The following is a 16041-nucleotide window of genomic DNA, read 5'->3' on the forward strand; positions in this document are numbered from 1 at the left end:
ACCAAGGGTACAATTAACAATCAATTTATGTTTAGTTAAGGTTGACCTTATGATCTCCACCGACGATCTGGTCTTCTTTGCCACCATCGCCGACTCTCATTCCCTGGCGGAGGCCGCGCGGCGGCTGAACGTCACCGCCCCTGCGGTAACCCAGCGGCTGCGGGCGCTGGAGACACGGGTGGGGGTCAATCTGGTGGATCGCACCTCTCGCGGTCTTACCCTTACCGACGAAGGCGAACTGCTGGTGTCGGAGGGGGCCGCCATCATCGAAGCGGTGGATGATCTGTCCGAACGCTTGGCCCGGCGAACCACACAGGTGCGCGGGCATCTGCGGATTGCCGCACCCCACGGCTTCGGCCGGCGCTATATCGCGCCTATCGTGCGGGATTTCGCCCAACGCCATGCCTCGGCAACCGTGACGCTTGAACTGTCGGACAGCCCGATCCGGCAGATGTCGGAAAGCTGGGACATCGTCGTCCATATCGGCGCCTTGCCGGAAAGCGACCGGCTGGTGACCACGCTGGCCCCCAACCGTCGCATTCTCTGCGCCGCCCCCCATTATCTGGAAAACAACCCGGCCATTGCACGACCGGAAGATCTGGCCCTGCATCGCTGTCTGGCATTGCTGGAGAATAACGAAGACGTGACCTTATGGCGGTTCACGCATCCAAAGCACGGGATGGCGACCGTGCGGATAAAGCCGACAATGTCGACCAATGATGGCGATGTCATCCGTGACTGGGCGCTTTCCGGCGCAGGCATCATCGTGAGAAGCGAGTGGGACGTGGCCAGCAGCCTTGCGGCGGGGGAATTAAGGCAGATACTGCCGCAATGGTCACCACCGCCCGCTGATGTCGTTGCCCTGGTCCATGCGCGCAGGGGGCGAAGCAGCCGTGCGAATGCGTTCCTGCAATCCCTTCGGTCGGCTTTGTCCGGCCCACCTTGGTGAACTGGCCCCCGATTAGCCCGGACAGTCAGGTCTAGTTTGGGCGGCTTGGAGGCCGGCGACCGCCGGCCTCCAAGCCGCCTAAAGGTCAACCTTTAGGTGGGTTGGTATGATAACAATCCAGTCCTGCTAAGCATTCCTCCAGGATCGACAGGGCTTGGTCCAGATCGACGCGCGTCAGGGTCAACGGCGGGGACAGGGTCAGTACCGACCCCATGGTCAGCTTGAAGGACAGGCCCGCCGTCAGGCAGCGGTAGAGCATCTCCTCCGCAGCATCCAGGGCCGGGGAACCATCGGTGCGGGTCAGTTCCACCCCGATCAGCAGACCACGCCCGCGCACATCGCCGATGATGGGATGGCGCTGCCGCATCTCCATCAACCGCTCCATGGCATAGGCGCCCAGGCGGGCGGCATTGTCCACCAGCCCTTCCTCTTCGATAATCTGCAGGGTGGTCAACCCGGCGCGGGCCAGCAGGGGGTTCTTTTCATGGGTGTAATGGCCGATGGCGATGGCATCGGCTACGTCCAGATCAGGCCGCACCAGCAGCGCCGCCAGCGGCAGCATACCGCCGCCCAGCGCCTTGCCCAGTACCAGCATGTCGGGCAGCGTGTCTTCATGCGCGTGGGCGAAGAAGGAGCCGGTCTTACCCAGGCCCGTTGTGATCTCGTCAAAGATCATCAGGCTGCCCTGCCGATCGCAGGCATTGCGCATACGCGGCCAGAAGCCCGCTGGCGCGATGGTGGGCACCGCCCGCATCGGTTCGGCCACCAGGGCGGCCACATCCCCCTGCTTGTCCAGCGTATATTCGGTGATGGTGGCACACGCCATGGCGCAGCGGGAAAGGTCGGGCACGCCACGGCCAGGGAAACCATAGGGGCAGCGATAGCAGGCGAACGGTGCCACATGCTCCGTTCCCGTCAGCAGCGGCCCATGGCCCCGGAACAATTGCTCGCCGCCCAGGCTGGACGCGCCCAGCCCGGCCCCGTGGAAAGCATCCCAGAAGCTGACGGTCTTGAAGCGGCCCGTGGCGATGCGCGCCAGCTTCAAGGCCATTTCCACCGCTTCTGATCCACCCGGTGCAAAAAGCACCTTGGCCCCGCCGGGCCAGGGTGCCAGCGCCGACAGTTTCTCCGCCAGTTCCATGGCCGGATCACAGGTGAAGCGGCGGGGTGCGAAGGGCAGTTCATCCATCTGGCGGGCGAGCGCCGCTTTCAGGCGGGGGTGACCATAGCCGATATGGTGAACGCTGTTGCCATGGAAATCCATGATCCGGCGGCCATCCATATCCTCGATCCAGATGCCTTCCGCCTTGCGCACGGCTGACAGGCAGGGGGTGGACAGGGACTGGCGCAGGAACACGGCCCCATCCCTGGCCACCGCCTGGCGCGCGGTGGGGCCCAGCGCTGCGGTCCAGGCGGCCCGGCGGCTGCCCTTGTTGATGTCGCCCTCGGTGATGGCGTCCGGCACGACAAGGGCCGGGCTGCGCGAACTCTGCACTCTGCACCTGTGCGTCAAGATGTCGGGAATATTTGGTCTATACCAGATTAACGCCGCAGTAGGAACTGCGAAGTCCGTCCGTCAGGGCCTTTCGCTGGCCGCCAACCGCCGGTTGATATCGTCCAGCACGGGGGGCAGGTCGCGGACGCTGTTGATGACGTAATGCGCACCCGCTTCCCTCAGCACCCCAGCAGCGGCGGCGTTGCGCGCGGCGAACACTTCCGGCGGCAAGGCGGCCGTGGCGGTGGCATCCAGGCCCATCAGGTTGCCCGTGGCGCTGACGCCCACGGTCCAGGTGCCGGCGGCGCGCCCCTCCTCAATGCCGGGTGGTGTGTCATCCACCTTCACCACGGCATGGGCGGGCCAGATCTGAAGGTCGATGAAGCATTTGAACATCATCAACGGGCTGGGCCGCCCCTGCGGCAGATCGCCGGCGGTGACCAGACAATCGGGGCTGTAGCCCTGGGCGGCGGCCAGCGGCAAAAGCGCTTCCATGGTCGGGCGGTCATAGCCGGTGGTGGACCCGATCTTCAGCCCGCGCCGGCGCAGATCCGCCAGCGTCGCCAGCGCCCCGTCGATCAGCGTCGCCCGCTCTGCCACGGCTTCCAGCGTCAGCGGCAGGAACAGGGCGTGCAGCCGGTCAACGTCGGCATCGGTGAAGGGCGTCGCCATGACCTGTTCCCAGGCGGCGGCCACGCGCGGCAGCCCTCCTACGGCCTGGATATGGTTCCATTTGGGCAGGCCCATGGGGCCGCGCGCCTCTTCCTCCGTGATCTCCACGCCCAGGCGGGCAAAGGCGCGGCGGAACACGCCCAGGGGGGCCAGGCTGCCATGGTCCAGCATGGTGCCAGCCCAATCCAGCACCACGGCCTTGATCCGGCCGTCAGTTGCATCGGTCATCCGATGATCTCCATTCAGTGTCTGCGCCATCCCGGACGGGATGGCGTCTTGTCGTTTTAAATTGCCAGCGGGTCAGGCTCGCCCAGCAACTGGGCCAGGGCTTCCTCCCCCAGGGCGAAGGCCGTGCTCATGCCCGTGCCGCTGCTGACCATTGTCAGGGCGATGCCGTCGGCCGGGTGGTCGATGAAGGCCGTCTGGTCGGGGCTGGACGGGTAATAGCCGTTCCAGCGTTCCTGCACCGCCAGGTCGGGCGGCAGGTCCAGCAGGGCGCGGGCTTCGCGCAGGATGATGTCATCCACCTGCTGGCTGGCGAACGGGTCCGGCGTGGGGCCGTAATGGTGACTGTCGCCGATGACCAGGCTGCCATCGGCTGACTGCACGATGATCAGGTGGATGCCGTTTTCCAGCGCATCCGTCACCTCCGCCTGCAACCGCTGCCGCAAAGGTGCTGCGGCGGGCAGGGCGGCATAGCCATCATAGCGGGCCAAGGACAGATCGCCCATCACCGCCGCCGGCAGGCGCCAGCCGGGCGCCGCCACGCGAAGCATCTGCAATTTGCACAGGCTGAGGCGATGCGCCGCCAGCCGGTCGGGGAACAGGGTGGCGAGATCGGGGCCGGGACAGATGGCGATATGGCCGGCGCGGAAACGGCCGACAGTCGTGTCGACAAAGCCCGGCTCTACCCCGCGCACCGCCACCCGCCGGAAGAAACGCACACCTTGCATTTCCAGCCAGGACCAGAGGGCGGGGATGGCTGTACGCGGCTCCACCCGCCGCTCATGCGGGCTGTAAAGTCCCCCGGTCGCCCCGGTTGCCGCCATGGGCAGCCGGTCGTAAAGCCCCGTCCGGTCCAGCAGCCGGCAGTCAGCCCCCATATCAGTATCGGCGAAGGCGGACAGCACGGCCATCGCCTCCGGACGATGCGCCACGACCAGCAGGTCGCTGTGGACGACGGGAATGCCGGCGGGGCCGGCGACACGGTCCCAGACATCGCGGCTATAGCGCGCCCGTTCCCAGGTACGGCCCGCCCGCTGCCCCGTCACGGTGACGAAGCCGAAATTGCGGATCGAGGCATTGCTGGCCCGTTCGTCCCGGTCAAACAGGGCGACGGACAGGCCGCGGCGCACGCCGGCCAGGGCATGGGCCAGGCCGACAATGCCGCCGCCCACCACGACCAGATCAAAATGATCGCACATATCATCACACTCCGGCGGGGGCCGTCTGCCAGCGCCGGGCACGGCGCAGCAGCCCCCTTGTCATTAAGGCCCAGGCCGCACGCAGGGCGGCCCCGGTGAAGAAGATCAGCATGGCCATGGCGGCAGCCGGGGCAGTGTCGCCCGCGTCATCCATGGCCAGCACCGACAGCGACGCCAGCATCGTGTCGGGCGTATAAAGGAAGACCACGGCTGATACGGTGGTCATGGCGCTCATGAACAGGTACGCCGCCATGTCCAGCACGACGGGCAGGGCCATGGGCAGCGTCACGCGCCACAGGGTCAGCAAGGCGGGCACCTTCAAGGACCGCCCCGCCTCCTCCAGCTCCGGAGACAGGCGGCGCAAGGCCGTGATCGCCGACAGGTGTGGCACGCTGTAATAATGGGCGATGGTGCAGACAACCAGCAGGGTCAGCGTGCCGTTCAGCACCCGCAGCGGATTGCCCGGATCGGCCAGGAAGAAGACATAGCCCAGCCCCAGCACCAGCCCTGGCACGGCCAGCGGCAGCAGGGCCAGCGCGTGCGGCACCTGGCGCAGCAGGCGCGGCGCCCGTCCCTTGGCCACCAGCCAGGCGGCGGGGAAGATCAGCAGCGTGCCGAACAGCGCCACCAGTGCCGAGAGGCGGACGGAATTGGCATAGGCGTCCCAGCCACCGCCATCCATCATCTCGAACCGGTAATGCCAGAGGCCGGGCGTCAGATTGTAGGGCCAGAGCTTGGCCAGCGACGCGAACAGGGCCGTGCTGGGAATGGCCAGCAGACAGACTGCCATCAACGCACAGAACAGGAAGAACAGCCGGTCCAGCCAAGGCTGCCGGTCGGGGACCAGGGCCACGGCCTTGCCACCCATCATTGCGGCAGGCTTGGCTGCCATGGCCCGGTCAACCAGGAAGGCGATCAGGGCCGGCAGCAGCAGCAGCAGGGCCACGATAGCGCCGCGCTGGAAATTCTGCTGCCCGATCACCTGCTTGTAAATGTCGGTCGCCAGCAGGGGTGTGTTGCCGCCAATGACCTTGGGCACGCCGAAATCGGTGATGACCATGGCGAAGACGGCAACAAAGGCAGAAACCAGACCCGCCCGCACTCCTGGCAGGGTGACAGTCAGGAACCGCCGCCAGGGGCCCGCCTTCAGGGCGCGGGCCGCCTCATACAGGCGGGCATCGGCCAGCGACAGCGCAGCGGTCAGGATCATCACCGCATGGGGGAAGGTCCAGAACACCTCGCCCATCACGATGCCGATGGAACCATAGATACTGTGCCCGCCCAGCCAGCCCTTCAGCCAACCCTGGTTGCCGAACAGATAGACCAGGCTGATGCCCGGCAGCAGCGACGGGGCCAGTAAGGGCAATTGCGCCACCAGGGCGAAGAAGCCACGACCCGGCACCCGCGTGCGGGTCAACCCATAGGCATAAAGGAAGGCCAGGGCAACGCTGATCCCGGCACTCAGCCCCGACAGGGTCAGGCTGTTGGACAATGATTGGGCCAGATGCGGGCTGGACAGATATTCGGTCAGGTTGGCCAGACCGACATAGCTGCCGGCCCGGTCCTGCACGGCCTTGGAAAGAACCGACGCCAGTGGCAGCAGCAAGGCCGGCACCAGGAACAGCAGCGGTAGCAGGATGGCCATTACCGCCCCCGGACGGGGGCTGCGGAGGCCGGGTCGCGGCACCGTCGCGGTTCCGGCGGCCAAGGACGGGGGCAGGGCGGGGGCGATGGTCATGCCGCCGCCCCCTCGGCGAATAGATGCAGCCGATCCAGGGGCAGGATCACCCCCACCGGCTGCCCCGGCGCCCTGGCGCCCCGCGCGGGGCCGGTGACGGACAGGGACAGGCCGGGCAGCCCGTCCAGCGCGATCCGCTGGGCAATCTGGGCGCCCTGATATTCGCTGTCGATGATCCGGCCCGGCAGATGCAGGGCACCGTCGGACAGGGCTGGCGCCTGATCGGCCGGCTCGGTCAGTTCCACCCCTTCCGGCCGGATGCACAGCGACAGGGCGGTGCCCGGCGCGGCCCTGTCCGGCACAGGCAGGTTCAAGACCAAGGTGCCCAGTCTGGCATTGCCGCCGCTGGTCACTTCCAGGGGAAGGCGGTTCATGGCGCCGATGAAGCCGGCGACGAACAGACTGGCTGGCCGTTCATACAGATCGGCGGGCGTGCCCACCTGTTCGACACGTCCATGATTCAGCACCATGATCCGGTCGGACAGGGTCAGCGCCTCTTCCTGGTCGTGTGTCACCATCAGGGTGGTGATGCCCAACTGGCGCTGCAGGCGGCGCAGCTCTCCCCGCAGGTCGCGCCGCACCTCTGCATCCAGGGCGGACAGGGGCTCGTCCAGCAGCAGCAGGCCGGGACCGGGGGCCAGCGCCCGGGCCAGCGCCACGCGCTGCTGCTGCCCGCCCGACAATTGACCGGGATATTTGTGGGTATGCGCCGCCAACCCGATTAGGTCCAGCATCTCCGCCAGCCGCTGCCGACGCTGGGCGCGTGGTTGGCCGTGCAGGCCATAGGTGATGTTGTCCGCCACGCTCAAGGTTGGAAACAGGGCATAGGATTGAAAGACGATACCGACATCGCGCCGTTCCACGGATATCTTGGTGACGTCAACCCCGTCCTGCTGGATGGAACCGGCGGTGGGCGGCGACAGGCCGGCAATGGCGCGCAACAGTGTCGTCTTGCCCGAGCCCGACGGGCCCAGCAGGGTGACGAATTCCCCGCGCCGGACCGTCAGGTCAACATTGTCCAGCGCCGTGAAGGCACCGAAACGCTGGCCGACACCCGTCAGGACAAGGTGTGCCGCCGGATGGATGGAAGAAGCGGTCATTTCGGTTCAGACTTGGCGTCGTAGCGGCGCGACCATTCGGCCAGAATGCGGTCGCGGTTGGCGGCGGCCCAGGCGAAATCCTGTTTGATCAGCCGCTTTTCCAGGTCCGCCGGCACATGCGGCAGGGAGGTGGATACTTCCGGCCGGGCGACAATGGCGAAGTTCTTGGCATATTGCGCATTGGCGTCCTTGGTCACGGCCCAGTCGATCAGGGTGCGCGCGGCGGCTTCATGAGCTGTGCCCTTGACCAGGGCGATGGATTCCATGTCCCAGCCCAGCCCTTCGGCCGGCAGCACCAGTTCCAGCGGCGCGCCGTCCTCAATCAACTTGTTGGCACGATATTCAAAGGACAGGCCCAGGGCGAATTCCCCCGTTGCCGCCGCCTTGCAGGGCTTGGAACCCGAATGGGTATAGGTGGCGATGTTACGGTGAAGCGCGTCCATGAAGGCCCAGCCCTTCTCCTCCCCCATCATCTGCAACCAGGCGCTGACCATCAGGAAGCCCGTACCCGAAGAAGCCGGGTGGGGCATGGTGATCTGCCCGGCCCAAGCGGGGTCGGTAAGGTCGGCCCAACTGCGGGGCAAAGGCAGGTGGCGCTTCTCCCGCTCCGGCTTGTTCACGCATAGGGCGGACGCCCAGATATCCATGCCGATCCAGTGCGGGTCGGGCCTGGCGTCGCGCATGGCGGGCTTAACGGATGCCAGCTCCTTGGGCGCGTAGCCTTCCAGCATTCCCTCCCGGTCCATCAGCATCAGCGAGGTGGTGGCCACGCCCATGACGACATCGGCGTTGGGTGCCGCCTTTTCCGCCAGCAGCCGGGCCGTGATGACACCATTGCTATCGCGCACCCAGCGGATCTCCACCGCCGGATGCGCCGCCTCGAACGCCGCCTTGTAAGCCTTTAACTGGTCGGCCTCCAGCGCGGTATAGACGGTGATCGGGGTCCGCTCTTGCGCCCCGGCAACCGGAACGGCCAGACCGATCAGCAGGGCAAGTGCGGGCAGCGGGCGGAACCAGTGACGCATGGCAACCTCGAAACGCCGTGAAGGATGGTGGAACCGGCACGCGGCAAGCACGCGCAGGGGCACCGACAGGATGGCTCTTGTCGGGACGACACCATGACGGGGGGTGTCCTATAATGGAAATCCGTCGTATCAATGGCTGGCATAGAAACAGTCTATAGGACATTCCCATGCTATATACCCAGCTGCGGGCCTTCCATTGGGTGGCGCGTGAAGGCAGTTTCACGGCGGCGGCGCGTGTGCTGTCCGTGTCCCAGCCCACCTTGTCGGCAGAGGTGAAGGCGCTGGAGGAACGGTACGGTATGCTGCTGTTTATCCGTGAACGGCGGGGCGTCTCGCTGACCCCGGCGGGCCAGTCGCTGCAGGCCATCACCGCGCGCATGTTCGCGGCGGAGCAGGAGGCGGCGGAACTGCTGGCCGGACACCGGGCCCTGACGGGCGGCAGCCTGAATGTCGGGGCCGACGGGCCCGTGCTGGCCATCCCGCTGCTGGCCGAATTCACCCGCCGCCATCCCAGCGTGAAATTGCGCCTGTCGCTGGGCAATGCCGAAACGATCCGGCGCGACATCCTGGATATGCGCCTGGATGTCGCTGTTCTGGCCAGCCCCACCATTGATCCGCGCCTGACGGGCCTGCCGCTGGGCCGCGATCAGGTGATGCTGGTCATGCCGGCCGGGCACCGCCTGTCCTATGGCCCCACGGTGCCGCCCGTGGCCCTGCTGCGCGAACGCATCCTGATGCGCGAACCGGGTTCCATGACGCGTCGCGTCGTCGAACGCGTGCTGGCGGAGGCGGAATTGACCCTGCCGGATGTGACCGAAATCGCCTCGCGGGAGGCGCAGCTAGCCGCGGTGAAGGCCGGTATGGGGCTGGCCTTCATCTGTGAAGGGGAATTCACCGGCGACCCGGACCTGACGCTGCGCCCCCTGGAGGGTCTGCGGATGGAGATGGACGAATATGTCCTGTGCCTGCGCGACCGCAGCCGCCTGGGCATCGTCCGCGCCTTCCTGTCAGTTGTCGAATCCATGTCGGAAAGCTGGCCGGTGCCATCCTGGCGTACAAAGACATAATCGTTGTAGACAGGCCTGATCCGGCCCTTGTGTTCCAAGACCGCCATCCAATTCATTTCACGTGAACCGTTCATTTACAGTCATTGCGGATATGTAAATTTCGTTACAGTCGATTTGTTGCTGAATTTTGAAGTTTCAGAACAGACAATCAAATCTGGTTTACACCAGTTTTCCTTGCCTCATATTGCGCTGCGGTTCCAGGGGCGATGCCGCCTTGGAGGACACCGCCTGGACGCGTCGATCCCGCGTCCGCGGATGACCAGGGGATGGCGGCTTGCCCGCCCTGAACACCGGACCAGCCAATAAGGGGAGCTATCATGCGCAATCGTCAGCAGGCAGGCCGCGTATGCCGCCATGCCCATCTTGCCGGCGCCAGCCTGGCCGCCATCATCATCTGCACCCATGCCGCCCAGGCCGAAATGGCCGCCACACCGGCCACTGGCACCAGTGAGGAAGTGGTGGTGACGGGCCAGCGCCTGTCCACCCAGCGCGCCCTGGAACAGCAGAAGGACGCCAATGGCGTCTCCAACGTCATCTCATCTGACGATCTGGGCAAGCTGCCGGATGCCAACATGGCTGACGCCCTGTCGCGCGTGCCCGGCATCTCCGTCGTCAATAACCAGGAAACGGGCGAGGGCGAATATGTCACCGTCCGCAGCCTGGCCGCGACCTTCAACGCCTATTCGGTGAACGGCGTGCGCGTGGCGGAAACTGACGGGTCCAGCCGGCAGGTCTCGCTGTCGGTGCTGCCGCCCAACGGGTTGCAGGCCGTCAAGGTCTCCAAAAGCTCCACCCCCGACATGGATGGCGACGCCATTGGCGGCACCATCGACATGCGCACGCCCACGGCCTTTGATTTCAAGAAGCCTGTGGCCCGCGCCTTCTATACCTATGGCTGGAACGACCGCGCCGACAGCCAGGGCGAAGCGGCCGGCACCAATTCCGGTCAGATCGACCTGGGCAGCCGCTTCGGCGCCGATGACCAGTTCGGCATCTTCGCCACCGGCTATTACACCAAGTCGCACCTTGTCTCCGAAGAGACGGAGAATGACGGCGAATGGGAACCCTATCGCTGGCGCAAGAATGCCGAGGAGCATATCGACGACAAATCGATGTATCTGCCCGGCATCGACCTGGATTATCGCCGCATTGCCCAGGAGCGCATCGGCGGCAATATCTCGCTGGATTACCAGGGCGGCGATACCAAGCTGTATCTGCGCGGCCAGTACGCACAGTACAAGCGGGTGGAAGACGTCAATTCCCTGATGATCAAGGCGTCGCGCACCAAGCGCTTCACCCAGGTCAATCCGGAAGCCACCGACCTGATTGATCCGGTCAAGGCCATCACCGGCGTGCAGGCCAATGGCAATCGCGTCTATAGCTACAACACGGCCCAGATCGTCGATGTCGACAAGGACGGGATCATCACCGATGCCGACCGCAATGCCAGCTCCTACTGGTCGCTGAACGGCCGGTCGGGCACCTGGGATCCGCAGAATTTCAAATTCTCCCGCAGCTTTGAGGTGAAGGACCAGAAGCAGAATCTGGGCACCGTCAATGCCGGGGGCGAAACCAAGGTCGATGCCCTGACCCTGACCTATGACGCCGCCTATAGCTGGGGTGAGCGGGAAACGCCGGACGCCTATAGCATCAGCTTCCTGTCGAACGCCAATGTGGCGCCGTTCAACAAGTCTGGTCTCCTGTTCTCCTCCGCCGATCCGCGTTTCCCGCTGTATCAGATCCCGGCGGCGGCCGGATCGATCACCGGCTGGGACGGGCTGCTGCTGCCCGATGGTGCCAGCCACAGCCGCGACAAGACCACGAACGACCGATACAGCGGCAAGGTCGATGTCCGCTATGACATGCAGGACGGCTCCTGGCTGCACCATGTGCAGGCCGGGGCAAAGTTCCAGCGCTCCACCCGCGATTATGATGAAACCAAGCTGTTCTCCGGCGATCTGAACGTCGCCAACCTGGGCAGTTCCGGCCTGATCGAGCGCAGCCTGGCCGGCATCCTGCACGGCACCTATGAATTCGGCTCCCTGATGGGCCGCGATCAGGTGATCAACGCCATCAACAAGATGGGCGCGCAGAATTTCAGCGTCAGTGATCAGAATGGCAATGACAAGCACAGCCGCGAGACCATCTATGCCGGCTATGCCCTGGCCGATGCCCGCTTCGGCGATGTGCAGTTGATCACCGGCGTGCGCGTGGAAAACACGCAGGTCGATAACCGCTTCTGGGTGTTCGACACCAACAGCCATTGGGGCAGCAGCGACGCCAGCTATACGGAGGTGCTGCCCAGCGCCACGGTGAATTGGCGCCCGACGGAGGATCAGGTCTATCGCGCCGCCGTCTGGACCAGCTTCTCCCGCCCCGAATATGGCTATATCAGCGGCGGCCAGTCGATTGGGCGCAATGCTGCCAACGAGATCGTCTCCATCAGCCAGGGTAATCCCGACCTGAAGCCGGCGGAATCGACCAATATCGACCTGTCGGCCGAATATTACCTGTCAGAGACCAGCATGGTGTCGGCGGGCCTGTTCTACAAGAATATCAAGAACTTCATCTTCGCCAACGGCAACGAGATCACGGCCGACACCAGCCAGGGCAATATCACCATCACCCAGCCCAAGAATGGCCGCAAGGCCCAGGTCTATGGCATGGAACTGAATCTGGTGAAGGATCTGGCCGGGGTCGCCGCCCCGTTCGATGGCTTCACAATCTATGGCAATGTCACCTGGCAATATAGCGAGGCGGAAACGGGCCTGGCCTATCGCCAGGGCAACAAGATCCCGCTGATCAACGCCTCGCGCCTGATGTATAATGCCGGCCTGGGGTACCAGTATGATGGGCTGGAACTGCTGCTCTCCTACAATTACCGTTCCTCCTACATTGAAGATTTGCGCGACAATGCCATCGACAAATGGGTCCAGCCCAACAAGAGCCTGGATTTCCATTCCCGTTATAGTTTCGAGGGCGGGATTTCGGTTGGCTTCGATGCCCAGAACCTGACGGACGAATACCGTTACTACACGACCAAGGGCAGGAACCCCTCTTATCAGAAGGATTATATGGAGCCGGGCCGCACTTTCCTGTTCAAGGTCTCCTACGCGTACTGAGTCTCGGCATATCATGCGACGGGCCGGGGGAGCGATCCTCCGGCCCTTCTTGTTGGGCGATGGCTACCGGAAAACAAAAACGCCCGCCGCGATCCCCTCGCAGCGGGCGTTCTTTTAGGAAAAAGCCAGCGTCAGCCGGCGGTGACCTCGCCCAGTACCATGGGACCGATGGCGGGATCGGTGCGGCTGTCCTGGCCGGTTTCGATATGGCCAGCATAGCGGCGCAGGAAATCCGGGCCGGACAGGGCCGTCACCGTCAGATCATACCAATGATCGCTGGCGACGACGGGCCAGGACAGGACTTGTTCGGCACCGCCGGGCAGTTCCACTTGCCGGCTGCCGCCGCCATAGACCGGTGCCTGGGCAACGGACAGGGTCACCATGCCCGCGCCCCAGTTGCGCAGGAACAGGTCGACCTGTCCCCGCGCCGCACTTTCGCGCAGGTTGACCTCCAGATCGGCGGCGACGCTGCCGGCGAAATGCCGGAAGAAACCAGCCGGCCCATGCAGGCTCAGATCGAAGACCGACCCGTCCAAAGGCTGCCAGGGCTGGGCCCGGTAATCATGGCCCGCCCCCAGCGTATAGCGCCAGGGCCCCTGCCGGTCCTGGTTGTCGAACAGTTGGAACACGGCCCCCGTACGGCCCTTATTGTCCAGCAGCAATTGCGGCCTTCCATCCACCAGCCGCAGATCGGCCGACAGCCGATAGGGCAGGGGACGGTACCGGCGCTGTGGTCCCTCCTGCACCGTGGGCGTCTGCTTTTCCGGGATGGTCAGGCCCGGCGCTTCGGCGGAGATGCGGACCCGCTGCATGTAATCGGCCGTGTCCGGCAGCACCAGCCCGCGCCAGTCGCGGTTGGGATTGGCGAAATCGAAGGCCGAAATCAGGTCGCCACAGACGGAACGGCGCCAGTCGCTGATATTCTTTTCCCGCACGCCGAACCGCGCCTCGATGAAGCGCAGGACGGAGGTATGGTCGAACAGTTCCGAACAGACATAACCACCCCGGCTCCAGGGCGACACGATCATCGCTGGCACGCGGATGCCCAGGCCCAGCGGGAAGGTGCCCTTGTTGGGATGATGCGGATTGCCATCATCGGGGTAATGCTTGCCTTCCCCGGCCACGGGCACGGTGGAATGGCCGTCCTCTGGGAACAAGGGCGGGCGGGGTGGGGGCAGATGATCGAAGAAGCCTCCAGCCTCATCATAATTGATGATGAAGACGGTCTTGGCAAAGACCTCCGGATTGTCGACCAGGGCTTCGATCAGCTTGGCGCAGACATGCTCGCCCTTGGCCGGCTCGGCGGCGGGATGTTCGGACAGGTCCGCCGCCGTGACGATCAGCGACACCTGCGGCAGCTTGCCGGCGGCCAGATCGGCGCGGAACGCCTCCACCAATTGCTGCCCATCCGACCGGGTCCGGTCCGGCCCCGTCTTATGCTCCGACACCCAGGACCGGCCGCGCGTGTAAAGCGGGGTATCCTTCGGCGCCGGGCGGAACGGCTTGAACACGGAAATGACATTGTCGCCGAAATTGTCATATTCCTGATAGACCTTCCAGTCGATCCCGGCCGCTTCCAGCCGCTCCGGATAGGTGGTCCAGGTCAGGGGGCCCTTTGCCAGCGGTTTGTCGGTGGTCTGATCGGCGCTGGGCGTCTCATCCTCCCCGTAATTGCTCATCACCGGGTCGCCGCCCACCTTGCCGCCGCCATTGCAACCCGTCATCAGGTGCAGGCGGTTGGGATAGGTCTGGGTCAGGGTCGAACAATGATACTGGTCCAGGATGGTGAAGGCATTCGCCAGCGCATGGTAAAAGGGCAAATCGGAGGCCCGGTGATAGACCATGCGCTTGTGCAGTTCGCGGCTGGCGCCCCATTTGTCATAGCGGCCGCCATTGACGATGGTGATGGCCGCCTGATGGCCCTGGTCCGACCCGTCCACCGTATAGGCATTGGTGCGGCGGCTGTCGCCATGGAAGGGCATGACATGGCCGTCGGCATGTTGGTCGCTGGGCTGTTGCCAGACGCTGCGCCCACCGGGCAGGCGCAGCGCCCGCGGGTCGCCGAAACCGCGCACCCCGTTCAACGTGCCGAAATAATGGTCGAAGGACCGGTTCTCCTGCATGAAGATGACGATATGTTCGACGTCGCGGATCGTACCGGTCCGGTTGTTGGCCGGGATCTCCATCGCCTTCAGGATGCTGGCCGGCAGCAGGCTGGCCGTTGCCCCCGCCGCCGCCATGCCGAAGAAACGCCGTCTCGTACTGCGCGTCATCATGATCTCTGGGCTCCGTTGCAAGGTAAACTGGACTATACCAGATGGAATTTTACGATGGCGCGACGTTTTCATGACGCCTGGACACGCAGGCTTGACGTAGCGTCACTTCCTGGGTGTTCTGCCCCGGGCCGGCGGAATCGCCGCGATACCGGAACCGACGGGAGCATCAATGGGAACGAGTGGGGCCAAGCCCTGGTGGCGGGAAAGCGCACCCGCCCACAACCAGTTGCAATATCTGGAACTGCGTGACCGCATCGCCGCCCAGATCCAGGCGGGCGTGCTGGGCGTTGGCGACCGGCTGCCCTCGGAACGGCAGTTGGAAGACGGGTTGGGCTCGGCCCGTGGTACGGTGCGCGAGGCCTTGTTCCAGTTGGAGGCGGAGGGGCTGATCTATCGCCGCGACCGCAGCGGCTGGTATGTCTGCCCGGCCCCCATCCTGTACGATCCGACACGATCGGAAGGCTTCATGGCCTATGTCACGGCCCAGGGACGCCGGCCGGAAACAGAGACCCTGTCCAAGCGCCTGGTGCCGGCCCCCGACGCGGTGGCCGGCATTTTCGGTGTGGCCGAGGGCACGCCGCTTTATGATATCCGCCGCCTGCGCAGCATCGACGGGCGGTCGGTGCTGGTCGAACGCATCCATGTCAACCCCGATCTGGCGCCCGGCCTGATCGATCATTCCTTGGACGGGTCGCTGACAGCCGTGCTGAAGAACGCCTATGGCGTGGCGGCCGCGCGCAACCGCATCGCCATGAAGCCCTGTGCCATCCTGGGCGACGATGCGGAAACCTTGCGGGCCCGATCCGGTTCGCCCGGCTTGTCCGTCATCCGCACCAGCTTTGATCCCGCCGGCCGTGTCGTTGAGTATGACCAGGAATGCTGGCGCCACGACGCCGTCATTGTCTCTGTCGATATAAGAGTCGCCCCACCGGGCCACTGATCCATTTGCTGGCCCTTATCGCCCCCCAATCACACCGTTGCGAATGGCGAGGTCGAAAACGCCGTTCGGGATGGCAATCAAAGCCTTCAGATCACGATGTTCCTGGAAGGGCGCACCGGGATGGCGTCGAGAGAGTCGCTGAGCCGCAACGCCCTTGCCCGAAACGGATGACCGGCCGGGCAGCAACGGCGTATTCTCTCGCATGGCCGTTCCGGTAAACGTAACAGGCACCC

12 protein-coding genes are annotated in these 16041 nt (G+C 64.8%); 4 read left to right on the forward strand and 8 right to left on the reverse strand.

All coding sequences use genetic code 11. From position 1 onward, the window contains the following. The first annotated feature begins 49 nt into the window (after positions 1 to 49). Positions 50 to 949: a LysR family transcriptional regulator gene (locus GE253_RS13935; protein WP_153204737.1), complete on the forward strand. Its 900-nt coding sequence runs from the start codon at positions 50 to 52 to the stop codon at positions 947 to 949. Between the two features lie 85 nt (positions 950 to 1034). On the opposite strand, the gene GE253_RS13940 is transcribed toward GE253_RS13935, so the two are convergent. The 6 genes from GE253_RS13940 to GE253_RS13965 form a co-directional block, all read right to left on the reverse strand. Then, positions 1035 to 2444: an aspartate aminotransferase family protein gene (locus GE253_RS13940; protein WP_348770855.1), complete on the reverse strand. Its 1410-nt coding sequence runs from the start codon at positions 2442 to 2444 to the stop codon at positions 1035 to 1037. 81 nt (positions 2445 to 2525) lie between these two features. After that, entirely contained in the window at positions 2526 to 3344 is an 819-nt protein-coding gene (gene phnX / locus GE253_RS13945) for a phosphonoacetaldehyde hydrolase (protein WP_153204739.1), read from the reverse strand. 56 nt (positions 3345 to 3400) lie between these two features. After that, a complete protein-coding gene (locus GE253_RS13950; protein WP_153204740.1) occupies positions 3401 to 4540 on the reverse strand; it encodes a TIGR03364 family FAD-dependent oxidoreductase in 1140 nt (379 codons plus the stop codon). A 4-nt stretch (positions 4541 to 4544) separates the two neighbouring features. Beyond that, entirely contained in the window at positions 4545 to 6278 is a 1734-nt protein-coding gene (locus tag GE253_RS13955) for a putative 2-aminoethylphosphonate ABC transporter permease subunit (protein WP_153204741.1), read from the reverse strand. Further along, entirely contained in the window at positions 6275 to 7378 is a 1104-nt protein-coding gene (locus tag GE253_RS13960; RefSeq protein WP_153204742.1) for an ATP-binding cassette domain-containing protein, read from the reverse strand. Before GE253_RS13960 ends, GE253_RS13955 begins: the two co-directional genes overlap by 4 nt. After that, complete coding sequence (locus tag GE253_RS13965) at positions 7375 to 8403, reverse strand: putative 2-aminoethylphosphonate ABC transporter substrate-binding protein (RefSeq protein WP_153204743.1); 1029 nt, start codon at positions 8401 to 8403, stop codon at positions 7375 to 7377. Before GE253_RS13965 ends, GE253_RS13960 begins: the two co-directional genes overlap by 4 nt. A gap of 167 nt (positions 8404 to 8570) precedes the next feature. Here GE253_RS13965 and GE253_RS13970 point away from each other — a divergent pair, with 167 nt between their 5' ends. Beyond that, a complete protein-coding gene (locus tag GE253_RS13970; protein WP_153204744.1) occupies positions 8571 to 9470 on the forward strand; it encodes a LysR substrate-binding domain-containing protein in 900 nt (299 codons plus the stop codon). A 317-nt stretch (positions 9471 to 9787) separates the two neighbouring features. Further along, positions 9788 to 12592: a TonB-dependent receptor gene (locus tag GE253_RS13975; RefSeq protein WP_153204745.1), complete on the forward strand. Its 2805-nt coding sequence runs from the start codon at positions 9788 to 9790 to the stop codon at positions 12590 to 12592. 131 nt (positions 12593 to 12723) lie between these two features. Here the strand turns inward: GE253_RS13975 and GE253_RS13980 are convergent, their stop codons facing one another. Next, positions 12724 to 14868: a phospholipase C, phosphocholine-specific gene (locus GE253_RS13980; protein WP_211101458.1), complete on the reverse strand. Its 2145-nt coding sequence runs from the start codon at positions 14866 to 14868 to the stop codon at positions 12724 to 12726. Between the two features lie 169 nt (positions 14869 to 15037). Here GE253_RS13980 and GE253_RS13985 point away from each other — a divergent pair, with 169 nt between their 5' ends. Next, positions 15038 to 15808, forward strand: coding sequence for a UTRA domain-containing protein (locus GE253_RS13985; RefSeq protein ID WP_153204746.1), 771 nt, complete (start codon positions 15038 to 15040; stop codon positions 15806 to 15808). Positions 15809 to 15823: 15 nt separating this feature from the next. On the opposite strand, the gene GE253_RS25860 is transcribed toward GE253_RS13985, so the two are convergent. Then, on the reverse strand, positions 15824 to 16012 hold the full coding sequence (locus GE253_RS25860) for a hypothetical protein (protein WP_173012639.1): 189 nt from the start codon (positions 16010 to 16012) through the stop codon (positions 15824 to 15826). Positions 16013 to 16041: the final 29 nt, after the last annotated feature.

Origin of the sequence: Niveispirillum sp. SYP-B3756 (assembly GCF_009495745.1) — a bacterium.
Lineage (GTDB): Bacteria > Pseudomonadota > Alphaproteobacteria > Azospirillales > Azospirillaceae > Niveispirillum.